The organism is Paenibacillus sp. EKM211P, assembly GCF_011066175.1.
Lineage (GTDB): Bacteria > Bacillota > Bacilli > Paenibacillales > Paenibacillaceae > Paenibacillus > Paenibacillus polymyxa.
This window is the reverse complement of record NZ_JAAMNS010000017.1, coordinates 70,081-94,733: the sequence shown is the minus strand read 5'-3', so window position 1 is coordinate 94,733 and position 24,653 is coordinate 70,081. Positions and strand designations below refer to the sequence as shown.

Here is a 24,653-nt window from a genome sequence, read left to right as displayed (position 1 = left end):
CACATTTTCAGAGAATGCTGGAGGAACTGGAATGATCAAACGGGTTCGGTCTTGGTGGAACGGGGAACAAAAACAGCAAACACCGGCCATTTCAAAAGACAATATTCCGCAGCATGTTGCTGTCATCATGGATGGGAACGGCAGATGGGCCAAACGGATTGGAATGCCGCGGATTGTAGGGCATCAAAATGGAATGAAGGCAGTGAAACGCACAGCAATTGCAGCGGATGAACTGGGTATTAAGTATTTAACTTTATTTGCTTTTTCAACTGAGAATTGGACACGTCCAAAGGACGAAGTTGATTTTCTAATGAAACTGCCTCAAGAATTTTTGGCAATTGAGCTGGATGAGCTAGTTGAAAAAAATGTGCAAGTGCGTATGATGGGAAACAAGGAGCATTTACCTTCCCATACCGTTGAAGCGCTGACTGAAGCGACTCGACGTACCGAAAATAATACCGGACTTGTACTTAATTTTGCATTAAATTATGGCAGTCGGTTAGAGATCACAGAATGCATGCAAGCATTGGGCCGTCAAATTGAGGATGGAAAGCTGAAGCCGGAAGATATAACATCTGAGCTAATTGGCAACACGTTGCTTTCTACGGGTATGCCAGATCCTGATTTATTGATTCGAACAAGCGGGGAGCTTAGACTCAGTAATTTTATGCTTTGGCAGCTTGCTTATAGTGAACTGTGGTTTACTGATATTTATTGGCCCGAGTTTAAGAAAGAGCACTTATACGAAGCAGTGATCGAATATCAGAAAAGATCACGACGGTATGGCGGACTGAAGTAAATGGAGGATGAAAGCCGTTGAGACAGAGATTAATTACCGGTATTCTGGCAGGCATATTCTTTTTGGCAATGGTCCTGTGGGGCGGCTTGGCCTACCATTTGCTTATATTGGTGATGGCCCTAATCGGATTTTATGAGTTCGCTCGAATGACGCAGGTATCTCCTTTTGGAGGTACAGCAATACTTGGCTACGTAAGCATATTAGCATTTGTATTCCCATATCAACCTTTGGGTTTGCATTCACCGCTACCCTTTGCCAGTTTGCTCTGGTTGGTAATGATAGTGTTTATGATGATCACAGTAGGAACGAAAAATAAAATCCCGATTCAAATGGTAGCTATACTATTTCTTGGTACTGTATATATAGGATTTGGATTTTCGTATATTGCGGAATCACGTCATATGGAACATGGACTGTTATGGACTTTTTTGTTGTTGTCTTGTATTTGGGCAAGCGATGCAGGGGCATATTTTGTAGGCAAAATGGCAGGGAAGACGAAGCTATGGCCTGCGATTAGTCCAAATAAAACGGTCGAAGGGTCCATTGGCGGAGTTGTTTTAGCGCTGGTTATAGCTCTGGTATTCGCTGGTTTGTCAGGTGGACTGTTACCCTGGGGTAAAGCCTTCGGCATCGGTTTGTCATGTGCTGTTGTGGGACAACTGGGCGATTTGGTACAATCTGCATACAAACGAGTGTACGGCATCAAAGATTCTGGTAATCTGCTGCCAGGGCACGGTGGTATACTAGACCGCTGCGACAGCTGGATTGTCGTTTTTCCATTTGTACATATGCTGATGCTGCTTCCATAAGTCTGGTGATTACAACTTATGCTGAGGATCAACCTTTATACTGTTAGCCTTGCGCTATTAGAAGGATAGAATCAGTTCCATAGTTGCCTGGATAACAAACAATGAGCTCCTGATAAAAGTGATTTTCAGGATAGGAAGGTGCATCATGAAAAGAATTACGGTACTTGGTTCAACCGGATCTATTGGAACTCAAACGTTGGATGTGGTGTCCATGCACCCAGATCAGTTCACTGTTGAGGCTTTAGCAGGTGGCTCCAATATAAAGTTGCTTGCTGAGCAAGCGCGTCTCTATCATCCCAAAAAAGTGTCTGTCGGTACTCAGCAGTTAGCTGATGAAATTCGTCCTTTACTGCCTTCTGGAATCGAACTACACTGGGGAAATGAAGGACTCGTTGAGCTGGCCGCGAACACAGAGGCGGATATGGTTGTGACAGCTGTAATGGGCAGTGTCGGATTGCACTCCACGCTGGCCGCGATTGAGGCTGGAAAACAGATCGGTTTGGCCAATAAGGAAACACTGGTTACGGCTGGTCATCTGGTCACAGCGCGGGCTCGGGCGAAAGGAGTGCCGTTGCTGCCGATTGACAGTGAGCATTCAGCTATTTTCCAATGCTTGAATGGTGAGCGTATGAAAGATGTGGCACATATTACCCTCACAGCATCAGGCGGTTCTTTTCGAGATTTGACAAGAGAACAGCTGCGTGAAGTTACCGTGGAAGATGCACTTAAGCATCCTAATTGGTCAATGGGGGCCAAAATTACAATTGATTCAGCAACGATGGTAAACAAAGGGCTGGAAGTCATCGAGGCACATTGGTTGTTCGGGCTTAGCTATGAGCAGATCCATGTGCTGCTTCATCCGGAAAGCATTATTCACTCCTACGTCGAGTTTCAAGATACAAGCATTGTTGCTCAACTTGGGAACCCTGACATGAGAGTACCCATTCAATATGCATTAACTTATCCTGAGCGGATGAAGTCTCCGGCAAAGCCTCTGTCATTGGCTGAAGTGGGCAAACTCCACTTTAAGGAAATGGATTTTAATCGTTTTCCTTGTTTAAGGCTTGCCTTCGAATGTGGTAAAATGGGTGGTACAGCACCGACCGCTTTTAATGCTGCTAATGAGATTGCTGTTGCTCGTTTCTTACGTGGAGAAATTTCTTTTCTGCATATTGAAGCGATTATTGAACAGGTGCTAGAACAGCATGTCAATATGGCTGATCCTGATTTGTCTGCGATTGAAACTTGTGACCGCGAGACTCGTAGTATAGCTTCGAAGTTGTAGGTTAATGTTGGGGTCAAGAAACGAATTATGATTCTCTTGTGCGGGTTCGGAGAATAATGATAATCTAGGAAGACAAACTCGATCTCATTGAAAGGGGAACGGAAACGATTGGAAACGATTCAAATAGTGTTGATGACGGTGCTCATGTTTTTCGTCATAGTGACGGTGCATGAATGGGGGCATTATTATTTTGCCAAACGCGCCGGGATTCTGGTACGGGAGTTTGCGATCGGTTTCGGTCCGAAACTGTTCTCTTATAAAAGAAACGAGACACGATTTACGCTACGGTTGCTGCCGTTCGGTGGTTTTGCACGTATGGCGGGAGAAGATCCGGAGGTCAATGAAATTGAAACCGGACAAACGATTGCTGTACGCGTGACAGATGGCGTCGTTAAGACCATCTATTTGGACCAACTGGATAACCGCAAAAATGTAGTGCGCGGTGAAGTGTTGGAGATTGATCTGGAACAAGCGTTAACTGTAAAATTGGATGTGGATGGCGAAGATCAGCAATACACTGTACACCCACAAGCGATGATGGTAACCAAAGGACAGTCCATTCAAATTGCACCGAAGGATCGACAGTATGGGAGTAAAACAGTAGGACAGCGTGCGATGGCTATATTTGCTGGCCCCCTGATGAATTTTATTCTTGCCTTTATTCTGTTTGGTTTGCACATCCAGATGGTCGGCATACAAGTGGACAACCCGACGTATGTCCAAATTAGTGAAATTACAGCAGGTATGCCAGCTGCTGAAGCTGATTTGCATAAGGGAGATATCATCGAATCGGTGAACGGAGTTGCAATTGGTGCGAATGTTGAAAACATGATCAAACTGATTGCGGATTCTCAAGACAAGCCGATGAAGTGGACAGTTCGCCGTGATGATAAAACCTTTGATCTTACGATTACACCTCGTGCAATGGAAGGACAAAAGGGTGGCAAGGTGGGCATTGTGCCTGAACTTCCAAAACGCCAAGCTGGTGTTGGGGAAACATTCAAATTTGCCGGACAATCCATGGTCAGAACGACAGACATTATTTTTCAGGGATTTAGCCAGCTTATCCAACGCTTTTCTATCAATGACCTGGGAGGTCCCGTACGTACTTTTGAAGTGACGGGACAAATCGCTAAGCAAGGCATTGAGCAGTTGACATATTGGACTGCGATCATGAGTCTTTATCTGGGTATATTCAATCTACTGCCTATTCCGGCGTTGGATGGAAGTAGACTTGTTTTCCTTGGTGTTGAGGCGGTAAGAGGACGTCCTGTTGATCCGAGCAGGGAAGGAATGGTCCATTTCGTTGGTTTTGCTATGCTATTCCTGCTAATGATTGCGGTCACGTATAACGATATTTTACGCTTAATTAATGGTTAATTAGAGACGGTCATTATAAAAATGGTCTGTATGGGAGGACATGCATTTCTATGTCGAACGATAAACAGTTTGTCGAGGAAATCACGCCGCAGAGCGAAGATTTTTCCCGATGGTATATTGATGTTATTAAAAAAGCAGAACTGATGGATTACTCGCCAGTTCGCGGGTGTATTGTATTCCGTCCCGATGGTTTTGAGATTTGGGAGCACATTAAGGAAGCTATGGATGTGCGTTTCAGAGAAACGGGACATCGCAATGCTTATTTTCCAATGTTTATCCCAGAAAGCTTTTTCCAAAAAGAAAAAGAGCATGTGGAGGGATTTAATCCTGAACTGCCATGGGTGACTGAGGCTGGTGGGGAAAAGCTGGAAGAGCGTCTTGCAATCCGTCCAACTTCGGAAACCATGATCGGTCATATGTACTCGAAATGGATTCAATCCTATCGTGACCTGCCTGTGCTAATTAACCAATGGGCTAATGTGGTGCGTTGGGAAAAACGTACGTTGCCTTTCTTGCGCACAAGTGAATTTTTGTGGCAAGAAGGTCACACAGCACATGAAACAGAAGAAGAAGCACGTGAAGAAACGATGAAAATGCTGGAAGTTTATCGTGAGGTCATCGAGGAAGTTCTAGCTATTCCGGTTATTACTGGACAGAAAACACCTTCTGAAAAGTTTGCAGGTGCGAAGGATACATTTTCACTGGAAGCGATGATGAAAGATGGACGAGCGGTACAAGCTGGAACATCCCACTATATGGGGACTAATTTTGCCGTTGCATTTGACATTAAATATTTGAGCCGTGAAAACAACCTGGAATTCGCGCATACGACTTCATGGGGAACAAGTACACGTTTGATCGGTGCATTGATTATGGTCCATGGAGATGACCGTGGTCTTGCACTGCCTCCTAAGGTGGCACCTACGCAGGTTATTATGGTTCCTATTGGACCACCTAAGAAACGTGATGCAGTTATCGCTCGTGCAGATGAATTGTTTGCCGAGTTGAAACAAGCGGGTGTCCGTGTTAAAATGGACGACCGCAGCGATGTAAGTCCAGGCTGGAAGTTTAATGAATATGAAATGCGTGGTGTACCGGTTCGTCTGGAAATCGGCCCTCGTGATATGGAAAACGGTGTCTGTGTGCTCGTATCCCGTATCAGCGGCGAGAAAAAGATTGTCCAACAGGACAATCTGCTTGAAGAAGTACACGCGATGCTCGCACAGGTACAACAAGAGATGTTTGACCGTGCAAAGAACTTCATGGAAGAAAACTTCTATTCCGTCGATACATTGGATGAGATGAAGACTCTCATGGAAGAGAAACGTGGCTTTACTTTGGCTGGTTGGTGCGGATCTGAAGAATGTGAAGACAAAGTTAAAGAAGTGACAGGCGCTACAAGCCGTAACATACCGTTTAAAACAACCGAGCAAAAGACAACATGTTTGTGCTGTGGCAAACCAGCCAAGCATACAGTAGTGTTCGCACGGGCGTACTAATAAAGAAGAGCAATACCCTATACTCACTTCATTCTCTTCGCCAACAGGAATAGCTGTTACGGATTAATATTCCGGACTACTATCTATATTATTGTGATGAGGGTTGAAGAAGGCTACGAAAAGCTTTTGCGGTCGGAGATGTTTTAGACGCAGAAGCTTTTCATGTTTTCAGAAAGGTAGATTGGAAATCGGGGGGAGAGCCATGGGCGGAGCTGAAGAAAAGAGAAAGCGGCTGGAGCTGCTAATGAAGCAGGTTGTAATGCCGGCAGGAGTGGTGGATCCTTATTTTTTGGACGGTTGGATCGATCAGGTTGAGATTAGCCGTACCAACAAGGATTGGAATATCACTATTGCCAAGGAGACACTGGTCCCCGCTCAGGTGTATCGTACGTTCTGTATTCAAGTACAGGAAAAAATGAGTCATATCGCTAAAATCACATTCCGCTTTCAGTACAGTGAGCAGGTTCAACCTGGTGATATTATCGGTGAATACTGGAAGCTTTTTTTAGAGTGGGTGCACCGTGAAATTCCATCTGTTAACGGTTGGATGAACCGGGCTGTGCATGAGTGGGAAGACGGTCTATTATTACTAACAATGAGCGATAGTATGTCATTGGAACTAGCGCGTAAAAAGCAGATAGATCAAGCTATTATTAAGTTTTACGATAAATATTTCGGGCTCTCTATGCGTATTAAAGTTCAGGTGGGTGAAAGTAACCAGGAGGCATTACAGGAATTCCAGGAAAAGAAAATGCAGGAAGAACGCGAAGTCATTCAGCAGATGATGGAAAGTATGGAAGCTGAAATGCCGCCTTTGGAAGAAGAAGAAGGGGACGTGCGGCTTCAATTTGGTTATGACATCAAAGAACCCGCTATTCCGATGCAAGAGATTCAGGACGAAGAGAAGAAAGTCACCCTACAAGGAACAATCTTCGGTTTGGACAGTAAAGAATTGCGCAATGGCAGTACGTTGTTTACGTATTATTTGACAGACTTTAGTGATTCCTTGCAAATGAAAATGTTTGCTAAAACTAAAGAAGATCTAAAAATTCTCAGTCTGTTGGCTAACGGTAAATGGGTCAAAGTGCGGGGACGAGTTGAATATGACCGTTTTATGCAAATTCCTGAGCTGGTTATGATTCCTTCCGATCTAGTTGAAGTACAGGCTCCACCCGGACGTAAGGATAATGCAGCGGAAAAACGGGTTGAGTTTCATCTACACACAAAGATGAGCGCCATGGATGCTGTCGCCTCGATTGATCAATATGTCAAAACAGCCGCCAAATGGGGGCACAAAGCGATTGCGGTCACAGATCATGGCGGTGTGCAATGCTACCCTGATGCTGCTAAGGCTGCAAAGAAGAACGGCATTAAAATGATCTACGGCATTGAGGCCAATGTAGTTAATGATGCTGTCGAGGTTGTAATGCAGGCACAGCCTTTAAATTTGAAAACAGCGACTTATGTCGTTTTTGATATTGAAACCACCGGTTTGTCAGTTACACAAAATAAAATCATTGAGATTGCTGCTGTTAAAATGCATGAGGGCAAGGAAATTGATCGTTATGCAACCTTTGTCAATCCGCATGAACGTATACCCTACAACATTCAGCAACTGACCAACATTAACGATGAAATGGTCAAGGATGCGCCGGATGTCGAACCTGTTATAAAGGAGTTCGTAGCTTTTGCTGGTGATGCAGTATTGGTTGCTCATAATGCGCGGTTTGATGTCGGCTTTATCCAGGCCACTCTTCGAAAGATGGGTTTGCCCGAAATGACCAATCCGGTGCTGGATACGCTGGAACTGGCTCGTTTGCTGTTTCCTACGTTGAAAAATCACCGTCTGAACACACTGACTACTAAATATAAAGTCGCGTTGGAAAGCCATCACCGGGCTATTGATGATACAGTTGCGTTGGCAGAAGTGTTAAACGGACTACTAAACGATGCAGAGCAAATTAAGGGTTTTAAAATGCTCGACCGCTTGAATGATTATGTGGGAAAGGACCTATCGACTGTTCGTCCTTTCCACTGCTGCATTTATGCTCTCAATCCGGTTGGTAAAAAAAATCTGTACAAGCTGGTTTCTATGTCTCATACCGAATATTTCAAGCGTGTGCCTTGTATTCCTAAATCGAAATTGTCTGAGATGAGAGACGGATTGCTTATTATTTCTGGCTGCGAAAAAGGAGAATTCTTCGAGGCCGTGTTAAACAAGTCCGAGGAAGAAGCCGAGGAGATTGCACAGTTTTATGATGTGTTGGAAATTCAACCTTTGACGATGTATATGCATCTGGTGGAAAAGCAACTGGTAAGCGGGCCTGATGCACTAAAAACGGCCATACGTAAAGTATGCGAAATAGGAAAACGTCTTGATAAGCCCGTGATTGCTACAGGCAATGTTCACTATTTGGAAACTCGCGATAAGCTGTACCGTGATATTACCATTCACGGCATTACTGGATTTAGCCCGCTAAAGGATATCCGAAAGCCAGATGCTCATTTACGTACAACGGATGAAATGCTGGCAGAGTTCGAGTTTTTGGGTGAGGAAAAAGCGTATGAAGTTGTTGTGACAAATACTAGCGAGCTGGCAGAGCGTTTTGAAGAACTGGAACTGTTCCCTGACAAGCTTTTTACGCCATTACTGGACGGAGCAGATGAGGAAATTCGCAATACATGCTATGAGACGGCTCGATCCATTTATGGTGAATCCTTACCTGAGGTTGTTGTAGCTCGCCTTGAAAAAGAATTGGAACCTATTATTAAATACGGTTTCTCCGCTAACTATCTCATTTCTGAACGTCTGGTTAAAAAGTCTAACCAGGATGGATACTTGGTAGGTTCACGGGGGTCTGTTGGTTCTTCTGTAGTTGCTACTTTTCTCGGTATTTCTGAGGTAAATCCGCTGCCCGCCCATTATATTTGCGGTAATTCTGACTGTAAACACAGCGAATGGTTTTTGGATGGAAGTGTTCCAAGCGGTTTTGACTTGCCAGATAAAAACTGTCCAAATTGCGGTGGCAAGCTCAAGGGTGAGGGGCAGGATATACCTTTTGAAACGTTCCTCGGTTTTAAAGGAGATAAAGTTCCCGATATTGACTTGAACTTCTCTGGTGAATATCAACCTGTTGCCCATAATTATACGAAAGTATTGTTTGGTGAAAAAAGCGTTTTCCGTGCAGGAACTATTGGTACAGTAGCTGAGAAAACGGCGTTTGGATTTGCCAAAAAATATGAAGAGGCACATCATAAAAAATGGCGCGGAGCCGAGCTGAACAGGCTGGCTTCTGGTTGTACGGGTGTAAAACGTAGTACCGGACAGCATCCGGGCGGGATCGTTGTTGTTCCTGATTATATTGAGGTCGAGGACATTACACCAGTACAGTATCCGGCTGATGATACGAGCTCGGAATGGAAAACGACGCATTTTGATTATCACGCTTTTGATGCGAACTTACTCAAGCTCGATATTCTGGGCCATGATGATCCGACCATGATGAGAATGCTTCAGGATTTGACCGGGGTTGACCCTACGACCATTCCAATGAATGACCCCAAGGTGATGAGCATGTTCAACTCCACGGAGGCACTCGGTGTAACACCGCAGCAAATCCGCACGCCTGTTGCCACCTATGGTGTACCAGAGATGGGGACCAAATTTGTACGCCAGATGCTGGTAGAGTCGCAGCCGAGTTCTTTTGCCGATTTACTGCAAATATCCGGTTTGTCTCACGGTACGGGTGTATGGCTGGGGAACGCACAAGAGTTGATTAAAAATAATACATGTAACATCAAGACCGTAATTGGTTGTCGGGATGATATTATGCTGTTTTTGATTTACAAGGCGGGGATGGATGCAGGTCTGGCCTTTAAAATTACGGAGAGCGTACGTAAAGGTAAAGGGCTTAGTGCCGAATGGATTGAAGAAATGAAAAAATGCAAGGTGCCGCAGTGGTACATTGATTCCTGTCTAAAAATCCAGTACATGTTTCCGAAGGCGCATGCTGCAGCCTATGTTATTTCAGCAGTGCGTACAGCGTATTTCAAGCTGTATCATCCGATCGAGTATTATGCAACTTACTTCTCAGTACGTGCGGCCGATTTTGATATTGATCTGTGCTGTCAAGGGTATGATGCGATTGCACGGAAGATTGTCGAAATTGAGCAGCTTGGTTTTCAGGCTCCACCTAAAGAAAAAGGGATGCTTCCAATTCTGGAGATGGCTTTGGAAATGACGGCTCGCGGGTTTAGTTTTAAATCTATTGATTTGTACCGTTCCGAAGCTACTCGTTTCAAAGTGGACGGGGACTCGCTCATTCCTCCGTTCGGAGCTCTTCAGGGTATTGGAGATAATGCAGCACGTAACATCGCAGCGGCCCGTGAACAGGGTGAATTTTTGTCCGTTGAGGATTTTCAACAGAAATCGAAGGCTAGTAAAACCATTGTCGAAATGCTGTCCCAAATGGGTTGCTTTCGAGGTCTGCCAGAGAGTAATCAGCTGTCTCTGTTTTAATCTGAACCACAGTAGTCAAGCTCTGGCACTTGTCACATAACTACGGTTATGTTATAATTTTTTTGGTAATCATGGAGATAAAACCGTTGCTAAAAGAGTGGGGAAACCCACTCTTTACTGTTTGATATACAGGTACAACGTGAAAAAAGGTTATTTTTGGGCAGGCAACCGGTACGCCGGTTTATTTGCAGTGAGCCCAAAATGAACATTACATCAAATGAAAATGAAAATGCCGGTGATGGAGAAGCATTGCCCACAGTAAGAGGGTATCTCTTTTTCACCACAGGAAAGTTCACTTTTGGAGGTTATAATCTTTGAGCACACCAAAGATCAAATCAGTAGTAGAAGAAATGGCCCAACCTTACCTCGATGAGCATGGTTTTGAACTGGTCGATGTCGAGTATGTCAAAGAGGGTAGCAATTGGTTTCTTCGCGTTTTTGTAGATAAAGACGGAGGAATTGATCTGGACGACTGTAGTATGATCAGTGAATATTTGGGTCAAAAGCTGGATGAAAATGACCCTGTTTCTACAGCATATTTTCTGGAAGTGTCTTCACCAGGCGCCGAAAGACCGCTGAAAAAAGCGGAGGATGTCACTAAAGCGGTAGGCAAAAACGTATTCGTTACTACATACGAGCCGATTAACGGTCTGAAGGAATTCGAAGGCCGTTTGCTTTCTTTTGAAGATGGGGAACTTACCGTCCAAAGCGGACAAAAGAAGCATACCATACCTTATGACAAGGTAGCTGGTGCAAGGCTCGCGATCATATTTTAATTCAGATTTGATTGTTGCTGTTTGACATGTACTACATGTTTTTTGCCTCGTGTGCCGACCAGTACGCAGGTGCCATCATTTGAAAGGGGGAGCAGTAATCCATGAGTATGGATTTTATTGAAGCAATGAACGAGTTGGAAAGAGAAAAGGGGATCAGTAAGGACGTGCTGTTTGAGGCCATTGAAGCAGCCCTGATTTCCAGCTACAAACGGAATTTCAATACCGCACAAAACGTGCGTGTTGATATGAACCGCAACTCGGGAGTCATTAAGGTATATGCCCGCAAGCTGATCGTTGAGGAGGTATTGGACCCTCGCACCGAGATTTCGTTGCCAGCAGCCCGTGAGATCAACCCACATTTTCAGTTGGAGGATATCGCTGAAATTGAAGTCACACCACGTGATTTTGGACGGATTGCTGCACAAACAGCGAAGCAGGTTGTGACTCAGCGCATTCGCGAAGCGGAACGGGGATTGATCTACAACAAGTTTGTGGACAAGGAAGAGGATATTGTAACAGGAACTGTACAGCGCCAAGACCCACGTAATATTTATATTGATCTTGGCAAGGTGGAAGCAGTTCTTCCGTTGAGCGAGCTGATGCCTAATGAGAAATTCAACCATTTGGATCGGATTAAGGCTTATATTACCAAGGTGGAGAACACAACCAAAGGACCGCAAATTATGCTGTCCCGATCACATCCGGGTCTGCTTAAGCGTTTGTTCGAACTCGAAGTACCTGAAATTTTTGACGGTGTTGTAGAGATTCGTTCCGTAGCGCGTGAAGCAGGCTTCCGTTCTAAGATCGCAGTTCATTCTCGTAACGCCGAGGTTGATCCAGTAGGTTCTTGTGTGGGACCAAGAGGAACGCGGGTGCAGACCATTGTAAACGAGCTGCGTGGCGAAAAAATCGACATTGTACGCTATTCTGATAATGTTGATGAATACGTGGCTAATGCTTTGAGTCCGTCCAAGGTGCTTGAAGTACAGGTATTTGAAGAAGAGAAAATGGCTCGCGTTATAGTACCTGATTATCAACTTTCTCTAGCTATTGGTATCAAAGGGCAAAATGCTCGCCTTGCTGCTAAGCTTACTGGCTGGAAAATTGATATTAAGAGTGAAACACAGGCGGAGGAAGAGCTCGGCAGACCGAGAACATCCACCGATGAAATGCATCAGGATTCCGTTTCTGTAGATTAAGCGGAGTGTAGGGGGGTTAATGCATGAAACAGAGAAAGATACCTTTGCGCAAATGTGTCGCCTGTCATGAAATGATGCCAAAGAAACAGTTAATCCGTGTCGTCAAAACCCCTGAAGACGAAGTGTTGATTGACTTGACTGGCAAAAAGTCGGGACGCGGCGCTTACTTGTGCGGCAAAGCCGCCTGCTTCAAGCTGGCTCAAAAGAGCAAGGCACTGGATCGAGCATTGAAGCACTCGGTCCATCCTGATATTTATGAGCAGCTAAGTCGTGATTTTGCTGCCGTCGAGGAAGAATTCCTGGCGGCACAAGGCAGCGTGCAGGATGAATAAGGCGCTGTCTGGATTGGGGCTTGCCATGAGAGCTGGCAAGCTGCTAACAGGTGATGAGATCGTTTATAAAGCGATCAGGTCTTCAGAAGCCAAGCTGGTCATTCTTGCGAAAGATGCTTCAATGAATACTCAAAAGAAATTCCGCGACAAATGCGGGACGTACAAAATCCCCTTATTGATAGGATTTGACCGGGAAAGCTTGGGAAGCAGCATCGGCAAACCTGAACGGGTCGTGCTGGCTGTGACGGATCAAGGATTCGCGAAATTGATCATGAAACATGCGGGGATAATGTCGGAGGTGGAGTATATTGAGTAAACAAGAAAGCAAAGACAAAGTGCGGGTATACGAATACGCCAAATCGTTGAACATGAGCAGCAAAGAAATTATCACCATTCTTAAACGGCTGGATATTCCCGTAAACAACCATATGAGCGTCATGGAACATGATGCCGTAGGTAAAGTGGAAAACTTTTTTAAGAATATTAAATCCAATGCTGCGGTCAAGCAAGGCGAAGCAGGCACGGCGCAAGTAAGCTCGAATCAGACCGGTTCAAGCCAGAATAGTAATCATTCAACGGAGCAAACCAAAAATCAACAGGAAAAGCAGGTAAGTATGAATAGGACAAACAACAACCAAAACAGTAACCGAAGTAGCGCTCCAAAAGCGCAAAGCAGTCAGCAGGGCGGTCAAAACCGCAGTCAACAAGGTTCTAGTAGACCAAGCGGCCAGCAAGGCACTCAGAACCGCAGTAATGGTCAACAGCAGGGAGGACAACAGCGTACCGGTAGCAATAACACAGGTTCGCGTCCTCAGGGAAGCAGCCAGGGTGGTGCGGCAGTAAGAACTTCTTCTTCCGCAGGAAGCAACAATTCCAACCGCAGTGGTGGCAACCGTACAGGTGGTAACTCCAACAACAGCGGTAACCGTTTCGGTCAAGGACGTTTTGACGATAACCGTCAAGGCGGAGGACGGGGTGGTAACGGTGGCCGTGGAGGCAACAACCGCGGTGGAAACAATCGTGGCGGCAAATTCAACAACCGTGGTAAAGGTCAACAACAGGAGCGTCGCGAGAAAATCGACAACACGCCTAAGAAAATTATTGTGCGTGGTGAGATGACTGTTGGTGAAACAGCCAAGCTTCTTCATAAGGATGCGTCAGAAGTCATCAAGAAGCTAATTATGCTCGGAACAATGGCGACCATCAACCAAGAACTGGATATGGATACCATTCTCTTGCTTGCTGGTGACTTTGGCGTCGAGGTAGAAGTGAAAATCCCAGTGGAAGAAGATCGTTTTGAAACTGTGGAAGAAAATGATGATCCAGCGGATTTGAGAACACGTCCACCGGTTGTAACCATTATGGGTCACGTCGATCATGGTAAAACAACTTTGCTGGATGCCATTCGCTCCACGAATGTAACAGGTGGCGAAGCTGGTGGTATTACACAGCACATTGGTGCATACCAAGTTGAAATTAACAGCAAAAAAATCACTTTCTTAGATACACCGGGTCACGAAGCCTTTACCGCTATGCGTGCACGTGGTGCTCAAGTAACAGATATGACGATTATTGTGGTTGCAGCTGATGACGGTGTTATGCCACAAACGGTTGAAGCCATTAGCCATGCAAAAGCAGCAGGTCTACCAATAATCGTTGCTGTAAACAAGATCGACAAACCGGATGCCAACCCGGACAAAGTAAAGCAGGAACTTACAGAATATGAATTGGTGCCCGAAGAGTGGGGCGGCGATACAATTTTCGTTAACGTTTCCGCTAAACAAAGAATGGGTCTGGAAGACTTGCTCGAAATGATCCTGCTCGTAGCTGAAGTGAATGAGTACAAAGCGAACCCTGATAAACGGGCACGTGGTACTATTATTGAGGCTGAGCTGGATAAAGGTCGCGGTTCTGTAGCCCGTATTCTCGTTCAAAACGGGACACTGAAAGTCGGCGACGCATTCGTAGCAGGTAACTGCTTCGGACGTGTACGTGCCATGGTCAACGATAAAGGCCGTCGTCTTAAGGAAGCAGGTCCTTCCACACCAGTTGAAATTACTGGTTTGACAGAAGTTCCACTTGCAGGCGATCCGTTCATGGTGTTCGAGGATGAGCGTAAAGCTCGTGCTATCGCTGATAAACGTGCGATTACACAACGTCAATCCGATCTGGGCAGTAATACCCGCGTAACGCTGGATGACCTGTTCCAACACATCAAGGATGGCGAGATGAAGGATCTGAATGTCATTATTAAGGGTGACGTACAAGGTTCTGTCGAAGCGCTGAAAGGCTCCTTGAACAAGATTGAAGTTGAAGGTGTACGCGTCAAAATCCTTCACAGTGGTGCAGGTGCAATCACTGAATCCGATATTATTTTGGCTGCGGCATCCAATGCCATTGTTATTGGCTTTAACGTTCGTCCTGATAATCAGGCGAAGTCTACAGCAGAAGCTGAAAAAGTGGACATTCGTCTACATCGCGTCATTTACAATGTCATTGAAGAAATCGAGCAGGCTATGAAAGGCATGCTGGACCCTGAATATAAAGAAAATGTGATTGGTCACGCTGAAGTTCGTAACGTGTTTAAAGTTACTAAAGTCGGTACGATTGCTGGTTGTATGGTAACGTCTGGTAAAATTACTCGTTCAGCAGAAGCACGTCTGGTCCGTGACGGTATCGTTATTTTTGAAGGTAAAATCGACTCACTGAAACGCTTTAAGGACGACGCAAAAGAAGTTGCCCAAGGTTACGAATGTGGTATCACCCTTGATGGTTATAATGATGTTAAGGAATCCGACATTATTGAAGCGTTCGTCATGGAAACAGTGGAGCGCTAACGGCAGAGAGGTGAACACCCATGGCTAAAATACGTACAGGTCGAGTTGGCGAACAGATTAAGAAAGAACTAAGCCTACTCATACAGACCGAATTAAAAGACCCACGTATCGGTTTTATTACGGTGACTGGTGTCGATGTCACAAACGATTTGTCCCAAGCGAAAGTATACTTGAGCGTACTTGGAGATGAAGAACAAAAAACTTCTTCTCTAAAGGCGCTGGACAAAGCGAACGGTTATCTTCGTTCTGAACTTGGCAAACGGATACGGCTTCGCCATATTCCTGAGCTGATTTTCAAAATTGACGAATCTATTGCTTATGGCAGCCGAATTGAAAAGCTGTTGAGTGATATCGACAAGGATGAGAAATAGGGATTTTTGTTAGTCTGAAGAACCATAACTGAATGTAAAGGAGACGGCAATGCATACCTATGAACAGGCGCTTCAACAAGCGAAGGAATTTATTCTGGAGCATGATGATTACCTGATCGTATCGCATGTACAGCCGGACGGAGACGCAGTCAGCTCCACCGTAACGGTGGGCTGGCTTCTCTCATGTCTGGGGAAGAAATTTACCATGCTGAATGAGGGACCTATTCCTAAACGCATGGATTTTTTATGGCATGCCGATGAGATTATGGATATGAGTCAACAACCGCCAGAACGGAAATACAACCGAATCATTTGTGTAGATTGTGCGGATTACCGTCGTGTTGGTTTGACAGAGCAGTTTTTTACGGAAGATGCCATTATTCTGAATATTGATCATCATCCAACGAACGACGCTTATGGTGCAATTAATGTGATTAAGTCAGATGCTGCGGCAACAGCGGAAATTCTTTTTGATTTATTGGAAAAGTTTGCAGTAACTTGGGATGTAGAAGTAGCAACAGCTGTATATACAGGGTTGTTAACGGATACGGGAGGCTTCCGCTACTCCAACACTTCACCGAAAGTGATGTCTACGGTATCGCAACTACTTGCTTATGGTGTTGATGGCCCATTTTTGTCCGAGAAATTGCTCGAGGAAATGACATTTCCCCAAATGAAAGTGCTGACCAAAGCATTGCAAACGCTCACGATGTCAGAGGATGGTAAAGTTGCTTGGGTCGTTGTAACACCTGATGATATGACGGAATGCGGTGCTGTAAATGAGGACTTGGAAGGTATCGTGAATTATCCAAGAAATATTCGTGGGGTTGAAGTAGGCATTTTCTTTAAAGTTATTAATGATCAAGCGACCAAGGCAAGTTTGAGATCGGCAGGGAACGTTGATGTAGCTGCGCTCGCTCAATCGTTCGGAGGCGGTGGTCATGTACGTGCGGCTGGCTGTCGGCTAGAGGGTAAGCTAGAAGATATCATTGAGACCGTTGTAGGGCGGGTGAAGTCTGAGCTATGAACCCAATAAAGAAGGGACAGGCAACTTGGGAAGGTGTTCTACCTGTCTATAAACCTGCTGGATTTACTTCTCACGATGTCGTGGCCAAGGCTCGCCGTTTACTGGGGATGAAGCGAATCGGACATACTGGGACGCTAGATCCGCAGGTAACTGGTGTTCTGCCCTTGTGTCTGGGACGCGCCACCCGAGTGGTGGAGTACATGCAAGAGCGGCCCAAGGAATACCGGGCTACACTGCGATTAGGCATTGCCACTGATACCGAAGACCTGACTGGGACAATTACAGAAGAGAGCGAACGTCCGGTTGAGGTTACCGAAATGGAAGCCAAAGCGGTTCTGGAACGTTTCGTTGGTACGATCTCCCAAGTCCCACCCATGTACTCTGCTCTCAAAATAGATGGAAAACGTCTATACGAGCTGGCTCGAGAAGGCAAAACTGTGGAGCGTAAAAGCCGTGAAGTGAGCATTTATGAGCTGGAAATGACAGGATTTGCGAAGATGGGGCCGCATGTGGATATTTCTTTTCGTGCTTTGTGCTCCAAAGGTACTTATATCCGTACACTATGTGTTGATATTGGCCGTGAATTGGGATATCCTTCAACAATGGTTAAGCTGGAGCGAACGATGTCTGCGGGAATTTCTGCGGAACATTGTTTAACATTTGAAGAAATTGAGCGCTATGTAGCCGAGGGTAGCCTGGGTGAGCGGCTTATCGCCACCGATAAAGCGATTGACTATATGCCTGAGCATACAGTGGCTGAAGCTAAGGCAGCTGCAGCTCTGCAAGGCCAACGCCTGTCGCTGAGTATGATTACACCACCAGTGACAGACAACCAACCTTTCCGATTATATAAAGAGGATAAAACGTTTTTAGGCATATATGGACGGGATGAATCAGGTGCAATCGCCCCAATTAAAGTTTTTTTAAGTTTATAGAATTTATAAAATTACAGCGGTGCTGAACCATACTATAAACGCCAGATATCTTCCCCAAGGCACGGCTTGGCTTCCGTGAAATTATGCTGATAGACGTTTTTCACCTTGAATTGTGCTATAATTTTTGACGAAGTTAGTCAAATGATGTGAAATGCAGGTGAATGAATATGATTACCGTATCGTTATCTTATCCTTTGAGTGATGAGTTATTGCAGCAATGGGGACGTCCACAAGTCACGGCGATCGGCCAGTTCGACGGCCTTCATCTGGGACATGCAAGCGTAATACGTAAGGCTGTCGCGCTCGCTCATGAACAGAATGTGCCAGTATCTGTCATGACATTTCACCCTCATCCGAAGGAAGTCATGAAAAAAGGCGATTATGAAGGTTATTTAACACCGCTTGCGGATAAGCAGACTATTCTGTCCGATATGGGTGTGGATGTACTTTATATTTTAAGTTTTAACGAAGAGTTTTCCAAGGTTAGCCCGGAGGCTTTTATAACAGACGTGCTGCTTCCATTACAAATTCGAACGGCGGTAGTAGGTTTTGATTTTAGGTTTGGCCACCGGGGAGCCGGGCATGAGGATACGCTTCGGAAGCTGGGAGGGGAGCTGATGTCTGTTTACACTGTACCACCGTTCGAACTGGATGGGGATAAGGTAAGCAGCTCCGGCATTCGCCGTGCTTTACAGACGGGGGATTTAGCACATGCGTCACGCTGGTTGGGACGCCCTTATCGTATCCAGGGTACTGTGATGGATGGAGAGAAGCGCGGACGCACAATTGGTTTTCCGACAGCTAATCTCAAGCTGGATGATTCATATGTCATTCCAGTTAAGGGTGTGTACGCTGTACGGGCGCTCGTGGGTGATCATTGGATAAATGGTGTAATGAATGTAGGAGTTAAGCCTACGTTTCATGAAGGTGTGCTGAATCCGTCGTTTGAGGTACATCTTTTTGATTTTAATCAACAAATTTATGGGGAGCCTGTGCTTGTTGAGCTTCACCATTACATCCGTCCTGAACGCAAATTCTCTTCAGTGGATGAGCTGATCAGCCAAATTGGCAATGACGCACAAACGGCTAAAAAGCTGTTGGGCTAATTTATTTACATAAGACAGGCGCTGTGTTATACTGACTTATGTTGTGTAAACAACGATGAACCTTAGCTTGGTTGTCCGCTTTCACCGGCGGTTACGAGGCTAATGGCGATTATAATGAAGGAGGTGAACAGGATGGCATTGACTCAAGAGCGTAAACAGCAATTGATCGAGGAGTACAAAACTCATGAATCCGATACAGGATCACCTGAGGTACAAATCGCTATCCTTACTGAAAACATCGTCAACTTGCAAAGTCACTTTCGTTCGCACAAGAAAGACCATCACTCCCGCCGCGGGTTGTTGAAAATGGTCGGTCAGCGTCGTAAACTTTTGGCTTACCTGAAGAAGACTGATGTTAAACGTTACAGTGCGTTGATCGAGCGTCTCGGACTGCGTCGTTAATTTTCAGACATGTAATGAGAAAAGAAGCCTGGTTGTTCACCGCTTGTCCCTGCTAAGGCGACGGCGGACAGCAGCCGGGTTCTTTTTTGAAATGAGGAATCTTTTTTTGAATTACATATCCTATTTTGTCTGTGAGCTTCTTATGAATAAGACCTGCGCAGGAAATACTGGATGTGTATAGAACTTTTACAATGAAATGAAATGGAGGGATACCATGGAGCAACGCGTAGAAATGCAACTCGGCGGAAGAAAGCTGGTGCTTGAAACAGGACGTCTTGCAAAACAAGCCAATGCGGCAGTTAAGGTGAGTTACGGAGAAACAGTTGTGCTGTGTACTGTGACCGCTTCCCGTGAACCGAAAGATTTGGACTTTTTTCCGCTGACCGTGAACTATGAGGAAAGATTGTATGCTGTGGGGAAAATTCCTGGCGGATTTATTAAGCGTGAAGGACGCCCGAGTCAAAAGGCGATTTTATCCAGTCGTTTGACAGACCGTCCAATTCGCCCATTGTTCCCTGAAGGTTTCCGTAATGATGTGCAGGTGTTAAACCTAGTCATGAGTGTTGATCAGGATTGTGAACCTGAAATTGCAGCCATGATTGGAACCTCGGCAGCACTCAGTATTTCGGATGTTCCTTTTAACGGTCCAATTGGCGGGGTTGCTGTAGGTCGTGTAAACGGACAATTTGTAATTAATCCAGATATTGCACAGCAGAACGCAAGCGATCTGTATCTCGTTGTAGCTGGAACAAAAGATGCCATTATGATGGTAGAAGCAGAAGGCGATGAGATTCCAGAGGAAGTTATGCTCGAAGCTATTATGTTCGGACATGATGAGATTAAGAACATTGTGGCAGTTATTGAACAATTGGTGCAAGTAGCAGGTAAAGAGAAAATGCAGGTTAAGCTGCATGCTGTTGATGAAAAAGTGAACAGTGAAGTACGTGCTTATGCAGCTGATCGTTTGGTGGAAGCTGTTAAAATTGCAGAAAAACATGCCCGTCAAGAGGCGATTGATGCCGTTAATGAAGAGACCGTTGCCCATTTTGAAGCACAATACATAGAGACACCTGAGCTTTTGAGTGATGTGAGCGAAGTTCTCTATGATATCGTTAAGGAAGAAGTCCGTCGTCTGATTACGCATGATAAAGTGCGTCCTGATGGTCGTAAGCTTGACGAAATTCGTCCAATTGAAAGTGACACTAGCATTTTGCCGCGTACGCACGGTTCAGGCTTATTTACACGCGGGCAAACGCAGGCGCTTAGCGTTTGTACTCTTGGTGCTCTAGGGGATGTACAAATTCTAGACGGTATTGATCTGGAAGAAACCAAACGCTTCATGCATCATTACAATTTCCCTCCATTCAGCGTAGGTGAGGCTCGTCCTTTGCGCGCGCCAGGTCGTCGTGAAATCGGACATGGTGCTCTTGGTGAGCGTGCGCTTTCCAAAGTAATTCCTTCCGAAACTGAATTTCCGTACACGATCCGTCTGGTTTCCGAAGTACTGGAATCGAATGGATCGACCTCACAAGCTAGTATTTGTGCAAGCACACTGGCTATGATGGATGCAGGTGTACCGATTAAAGCTCCAGTTGCAGGTGTGGCCATGGGATTGATTAAGGATGGAGATCATGTTTCCGTACTGACAGATATCCAAGGTATGGAAGATCATCTGGGCGATATGGACTTTAAAGTTGCTGGTACAGCGGAAGGCGTAACTGCCATTCAAATGGATATTAAAATTGACGGTATTGACCGCAATATTTTACAGGATGCGCTCAAGCAAGCCAGAGAAGGACGTTTGTTCATTCTTGGCAAAATGATGGAAGCGATCCAGAAGCCACGTGAGCAATTGTCTCCGTACGCTCCAAAAATTATGACAATGCACATTAACCCGGACAAAATCCGTGATGTTATTGGAGCTGGTGGTAAAATCATCAACAAGATCATCGAAGAAACCGGCGTGAAAATCGATATTGAACAAGATGGTCGTGTGTTCATCGCTTCTACAAATCAAGAGATGAATGAGAAGGCGCGTTCCATTATTGAAGGTATCGTAAAAGAAGTCGTGGTCGGCGAGATTTACATCGGTACAGTCAAACGAATTGAAAAATTCGGCGCATTTGTTGAAATTTTACCGGGTAAAGATGGTCTGGTTCATATTTCTCAACTGTCTACTGAGCGTGTAGCCAAAGTTGAAGATGTCATTGCTATTGGTGATACGATTACGGTGAAAGTAACTGAAATCGATCAGCAAGGTCGCGTCAATTTGTCCCGTAAGGCAGTACTGACGGCTGAAGCTCCTGCTAAGTCCTAGGTTGTGAGACCGCGAACTACTGTAATAGGGATTCTATACGTTTGTACAGAATAAGGGATTTGAATAGCATAAATTAAGCTTTTGGAAAGAGGCAGAGCTACGTTTCTGGCTCTTTTTTCATACATATGCACAAGCTGCACCCAAGAGGGCTTCTATAGCTTACTACGTCATAGATCTTGTCCTCCCCGCATACAATGTGGACAAACGAGCGGGAGGATGAAGGAATGATGAGTAGGGTGAAACGAGCGGTGTGGGTGGTAGCCACTTTAGCCGTCACACTGGTAATCGGGCAGTTTAGCGGGGTTCGTGACTACGCTAGTCAATTACGCAATGGAAACGCTACAGGAGCCGAAGAGCTTGAAGCTACACCCACGATGGCGGTGGTAGCTTTGCCTGATAATGCGCTTATGCAGCGACTAAGGACAGAAGCAGCACGTCAGCGGAGAGAACCAGTTGATGCCAAGGTCGACAGGGTATGGAAGGCTATTCCAGGTTATAACGGACTGGAAGTCGATTTGGATGCTACATATCGCAAAGCCATTGCAGCTCCAGATCGGCCTATTCAATATGTATATCGCCAATTGGCACCCAAAATACATTTAAATCAACTGGGGAATGTCCCCATTTACAGGGGCAATCCTGAAAAACCGATGGTATCCTTCATGATCAATGTAGCATGGGGGAATGAGTTTATCGTGCCTATACTGAATACATTGGATCAGGAGAGGGTTAAGGCTACATTTTTTCTTGATGGAAGTTGGCTGAAGAAAAATCCTGAACTTGCCAAGGAAATTCAAAGAAGAGGGCATGAGCTTTCGAATCATGCTTATTCTCATCCCAATATGAGTCGTTTGAGCCGAGCCAGAGCCGTACAAGAAATCGAAAAGACGGAAATGCTTCTTCAAGAAACTTTGGGTGTCAAAAATAATTGGTTTGCCCCTCCATCGGGGGATTTTAATCAACAAACAGTGGATATAGCCGCAGAGCATGGACTCAAAACTGTGTTGTGGACATTGGACACCGTAGATTGGAAACATCCGTCACCGGAATCGGTGGTTCATAAAATCAACAGCAAGGTTGAGTCAGGCTCCCTGATATTGATGCACCCAACAGATTCCTCGGCTGCTGCTCTCAAAGGTATGATTCATGCCATTCGTAGTAAAGGACTTGTGCTTGGAACTGTCAGTCAGACGCTTTCCCCTGATCGGCAGCTACCAGCTCCGGTTGAGTGAACGTCTTTTTTCTGTTAGGATTGAACATTATGGCAAAGTATGCAATTCAGTTTAGGAGGGCCAAGCGTGGAAAGAATTCAACTCAAAAACGGCCTAAGAGTGGTCATCGAAAAAATTCCAACCGTGCGTTCTGTTTCTTTCGGCATCTGGGTTAAAACCGGTTCCCGGAACGAAACACCGGACAATAGCGGTATTTCTCATTTTATTGAACACATGCTTTTCAAAGGAACAGAGCGTTTTAGTGCTAAGGAAATCGCTGAGCAATTCGATGCCATCGGAGGAAATGTTAATGCTTTCACTTCGAAGGAATATACGTGCTATTATGCGAAAGTGCTAGATGAGCATCTACCGATCGCAGTCGATGTACTGTCTGATATGTTCTTTAATTCCAAATTGGATCAGGAAGAGCTCGCAAGAGAGAAAAATGTGATTTTGGAGGAAATCTCCATGTACGAGGACACACCGGATGATATGGTGCACGATCTTGTATCTCGGGCGGCCTATGGCGAACACCCACTGGCTTATCCGATTCTCGGAACCGAAGATCACCTGCTAGCTATGGATAGCTCACATCTCAGCCATTATATGAAGGAGCACTATACAATCGACAATACAGTTATCAGTGTAGCTGGTAATGTTGACGATCGTCTTGTAGAATTGCTGGAGCAACATTTTGGGCATTTCGATAATCACGGAACCGTTTCGCCACTGACAGTACCTGCGTTTAACGGTCAGCTCTTGTACCATGAGAAAGCAACGGAGCAGAATCATATTTGTCTATCTCTGCCTGGATTTGCAATAGGCGACGATCTCCAGTATGCTATGGTTTTGCTGAATAACGCGATCGGCGGGGGCATGAGCTCACGTTTATTTCAGGAAATTCGTGAAAAACGCGGACTGGCTTATTCGGTCTATTCCTATCATAGCTCCCATGCCGATAGTGGAATGTTCACAATCTATGCAGGTACCGCTCCTAAGCAAACAAAGGATGTGCTCGATTTGACGCTGGAGCTGTTACGAGATGTGGCTATCAATGGTTTGGACGCTAATGAGCTTCGTAAAGGCAAGGAGCAGCTAAAAGGAAGTCTGATCTTAAGCCTTGAGAGTACGGGTAGCCGAATGAACCGTCTTGGAAAAAATGAGTTAATGTTGGGTCAGCATTATACGCTGGATCAAATGATCGAACACATCGAACAAGTGACGGCTGATGATGTGAACAAAGTGCTGGATCGGATGTTTTCGGAGCCGTTTGCTCTGTCAATGGTCGGAGCGAGCGATTCAGCGGTTAAGGATATGAGGAGGGACTATTTTGTTAACTTACGTTGAAATTAACAGACTCGGGGGCAATGAAGATATTGAGCTCCCCCGCAAAATGTCAGAGCTTGCATCGGGATTTGACTTGTATGCAGCAGTACAGGAGGATTTGGTTCTGGAACCTGGCAAACGTTGTCTCATTCCAACTGGATTTGCAATAGCCATGCCAGCAGGATTAGAGGCACAAATCCGTCCGCGTAGTGGACTGGCTCTCAAGCATGGTATTACTTGTCTTAACACGCCTGGAACGATTGATGCAGATTATCGTGGAGAGATTAAGGTGCTTCTTATCAATTTAGGCGAGGAACCGTTCACCATTACGCGCAATGAGCGAATTGCACAAATGGTATTTCAGGTTGTGCCTGAGGTGGAGTTAAAACAAGTAGACCATTTGTCTGAAACTGTACGCGGTGCTGGAGGCTTTGGTCATACAGGACGCTGAGTCTACGGTTCACTTGCATGCAGTGTAATACAATTGTCCATTTTGTAGGAAGCTTCAATATTACTCGCTTAA

General features: G+C 45.3%; 20 protein-coding genes. All 20 read left to right on the top strand.

Annotated features, from left to right (window positions below):
- Positions 1-31 precede the first annotated feature (31 nt).
- The 20 genes from G9G57_RS21030 to dut all read left to right on the top strand — a co-directional run bounded on the left by G9G57_RS21030 (position 32) and on the right by dut (position 24,581).
- Positions 32-799, top strand: a complete 768-nt coding sequence (locus G9G57_RS21030) for an isoprenyl transferase (RefSeq protein ID WP_016820974.1) — start codon at positions 32-34, stop codon at positions 797-799.
- A 17-nt stretch (positions 800-816) separates the two neighbouring features.
- On the top strand, positions 817-1,608 hold the full coding sequence (locus G9G57_RS21025) for a phosphatidate cytidylyltransferase (RefSeq protein WP_164965505.1): 792 nt from the start codon (positions 817-819) through the stop codon (positions 1,606-1,608).
- Between the two features lie 145 nt (positions 1,609-1,753).
- Positions 1,754-2,893 carry a 1-deoxy-D-xylulose-5-phosphate reductoisomerase gene (locus G9G57_RS21020; RefSeq protein WP_038978128.1) on the top strand — a complete coding sequence of 380 codons (1,140 nt, stop codon included), beginning with the start codon at positions 1,754-1,756 and terminating at the stop codon, positions 2,891-2,893.
- Positions 2,894-3,001: 108 nt separating this feature from the next.
- Positions 3,002-4,273: an RIP metalloprotease RseP gene (rseP, locus tag G9G57_RS21015; RefSeq protein WP_017427940.1), complete on the top strand. Its 1,272-nt coding sequence runs from the start codon at positions 3,002-3,004 to the stop codon at positions 4,271-4,273.
- 50 nt (positions 4,274-4,323) lie between these two features.
- Positions 4,324-5,772: a proline--tRNA ligase gene (gene proS, locus G9G57_RS21010; protein WP_016820978.1), complete on the top strand. Its 1,449-nt coding sequence runs from the start codon at positions 4,324-4,326 to the stop codon at positions 5,770-5,772.
- Positions 5,773-5,974: 202 nt separating this feature from the next.
- Positions 5,975-10,291: a PolC-type DNA polymerase III gene (locus G9G57_RS21005; protein ID WP_017427941.1), complete on the top strand. Its 4,317-nt coding sequence runs from the start codon at positions 5,975-5,977 to the stop codon at positions 10,289-10,291.
- Positions 10,292-10,605: 314 nt separating this feature from the next.
- A complete protein-coding gene (gene rimP / locus G9G57_RS21000; RefSeq protein ID WP_013370719.1) occupies positions 10,606-11,067 on the top strand; it encodes a ribosome maturation factor RimP in 462 nt (153 codons plus the stop codon).
- 101 nt (positions 11,068-11,168) lie between these two features.
- Complete coding sequence (nusA, locus tag G9G57_RS20995) at positions 11,169-12,266, top strand: transcription termination factor NusA (RefSeq protein WP_016820980.1); 1,098 nt, start codon at positions 11,169-11,171, stop codon at positions 12,264-12,266.
- Between the two features lie 23 nt (positions 12,267-12,289).
- Entirely contained in the window at positions 12,290-12,598 is a 309-nt protein-coding gene (gene rnpM, locus G9G57_RS20990) for an RNase P modulator RnpM (protein ID WP_007430067.1), read from the top strand.
- Positions 12,591-12,914 carry a L7Ae/L30e/S12e/Gadd45 family ribosomal protein gene (locus tag G9G57_RS20985; protein ID WP_007430068.1) on the top strand — a complete coding sequence of 108 codons (324 nt, stop codon included), beginning with the start codon at positions 12,591-12,593 and terminating at the stop codon, positions 12,912-12,914. The genes rnpM and G9G57_RS20985 overlap by 8 nt, the downstream gene beginning before the upstream one ends.
- Positions 12,907-15,435, top strand: coding sequence for a translation initiation factor IF-2 (infB, locus tag G9G57_RS20980; RefSeq protein ID WP_017427942.1), 2,529 nt, complete (start codon positions 12,907-12,909; stop codon positions 15,433-15,435). The genes G9G57_RS20985 and infB overlap by 8 nt, the downstream gene beginning before the upstream one ends.
- A gap of 20 nt (positions 15,436-15,455) precedes the next feature.
- Positions 15,456-15,806, top strand: a complete 351-nt coding sequence (rbfA, locus tag G9G57_RS20975) for a 30S ribosome-binding factor RbfA (RefSeq protein WP_013370723.1) — start codon at positions 15,456-15,458, stop codon at positions 15,804-15,806.
- Between the two features lie 49 nt (positions 15,807-15,855).
- Positions 15,856-16,833 (top strand): DHH family phosphoesterase, encoded by a 978-nt coding sequence (locus G9G57_RS20970; protein WP_016820982.1) that lies wholly within the window; start codon positions 15,856-15,858, stop codon positions 16,831-16,833.
- The gene (truB, locus tag G9G57_RS20965) at positions 16,830-17,768 is read left to right on the top strand and encodes a tRNA pseudouridine(55) synthase TruB (RefSeq protein WP_017427943.1); all 939 of its coding nucleotides are present in this window, start codon (positions 16,830-16,832) and stop codon (positions 17,766-17,768) included. Before G9G57_RS20970 ends, truB begins: the two co-directional genes overlap by 4 nt.
- 167 nt (positions 17,769-17,935) lie before the next feature.
- Positions 17,936-18,874, top strand: coding sequence for a bifunctional riboflavin kinase/FAD synthetase (locus G9G57_RS20960; protein WP_016820984.1), 939 nt, complete (start codon positions 17,936-17,938; stop codon positions 18,872-18,874).
- Positions 18,875-19,006: 132 nt separating this feature from the next.
- Positions 19,007-19,276, top strand: coding sequence for a 30S ribosomal protein S15 (gene rpsO, locus G9G57_RS20955; RefSeq protein WP_007430074.1), 270 nt, complete (start codon positions 19,007-19,009; stop codon positions 19,274-19,276).
- Between the two features lie 214 nt (positions 19,277-19,490).
- A complete protein-coding gene (gene pnp / locus G9G57_RS20950; RefSeq protein ID WP_016820985.1) occupies positions 19,491-21,593 on the top strand; it encodes a polyribonucleotide nucleotidyltransferase in 2,103 nt (700 codons plus the stop codon).
- 224 nt (positions 21,594-21,817) lie between these two features.
- Positions 21,818-22,825, top strand: coding sequence for a polysaccharide deacetylase family protein (locus G9G57_RS20945; RefSeq protein ID WP_017427945.1), 1,008 nt, complete (start codon positions 21,818-21,820; stop codon positions 22,823-22,825).
- A gap of 66 nt (positions 22,826-22,891) precedes the next feature.
- Positions 22,892-24,151 (top strand): M16 family metallopeptidase, encoded by a 1,260-nt coding sequence (locus G9G57_RS20940; protein WP_017427946.1) that lies wholly within the window; start codon positions 22,892-22,894, stop codon positions 24,149-24,151.
- Positions 24,135-24,581 carry a dUTP diphosphatase gene (dut, locus tag G9G57_RS20935; RefSeq protein WP_016820988.1) on the top strand — a complete coding sequence of 149 codons (447 nt, stop codon included), beginning with the start codon at positions 24,135-24,137 and terminating at the stop codon, positions 24,579-24,581. Before G9G57_RS20940 ends, dut begins: the two co-directional genes overlap by 17 nt.
- Positions 24,582-24,653: the final 72 nt, after the last annotated feature.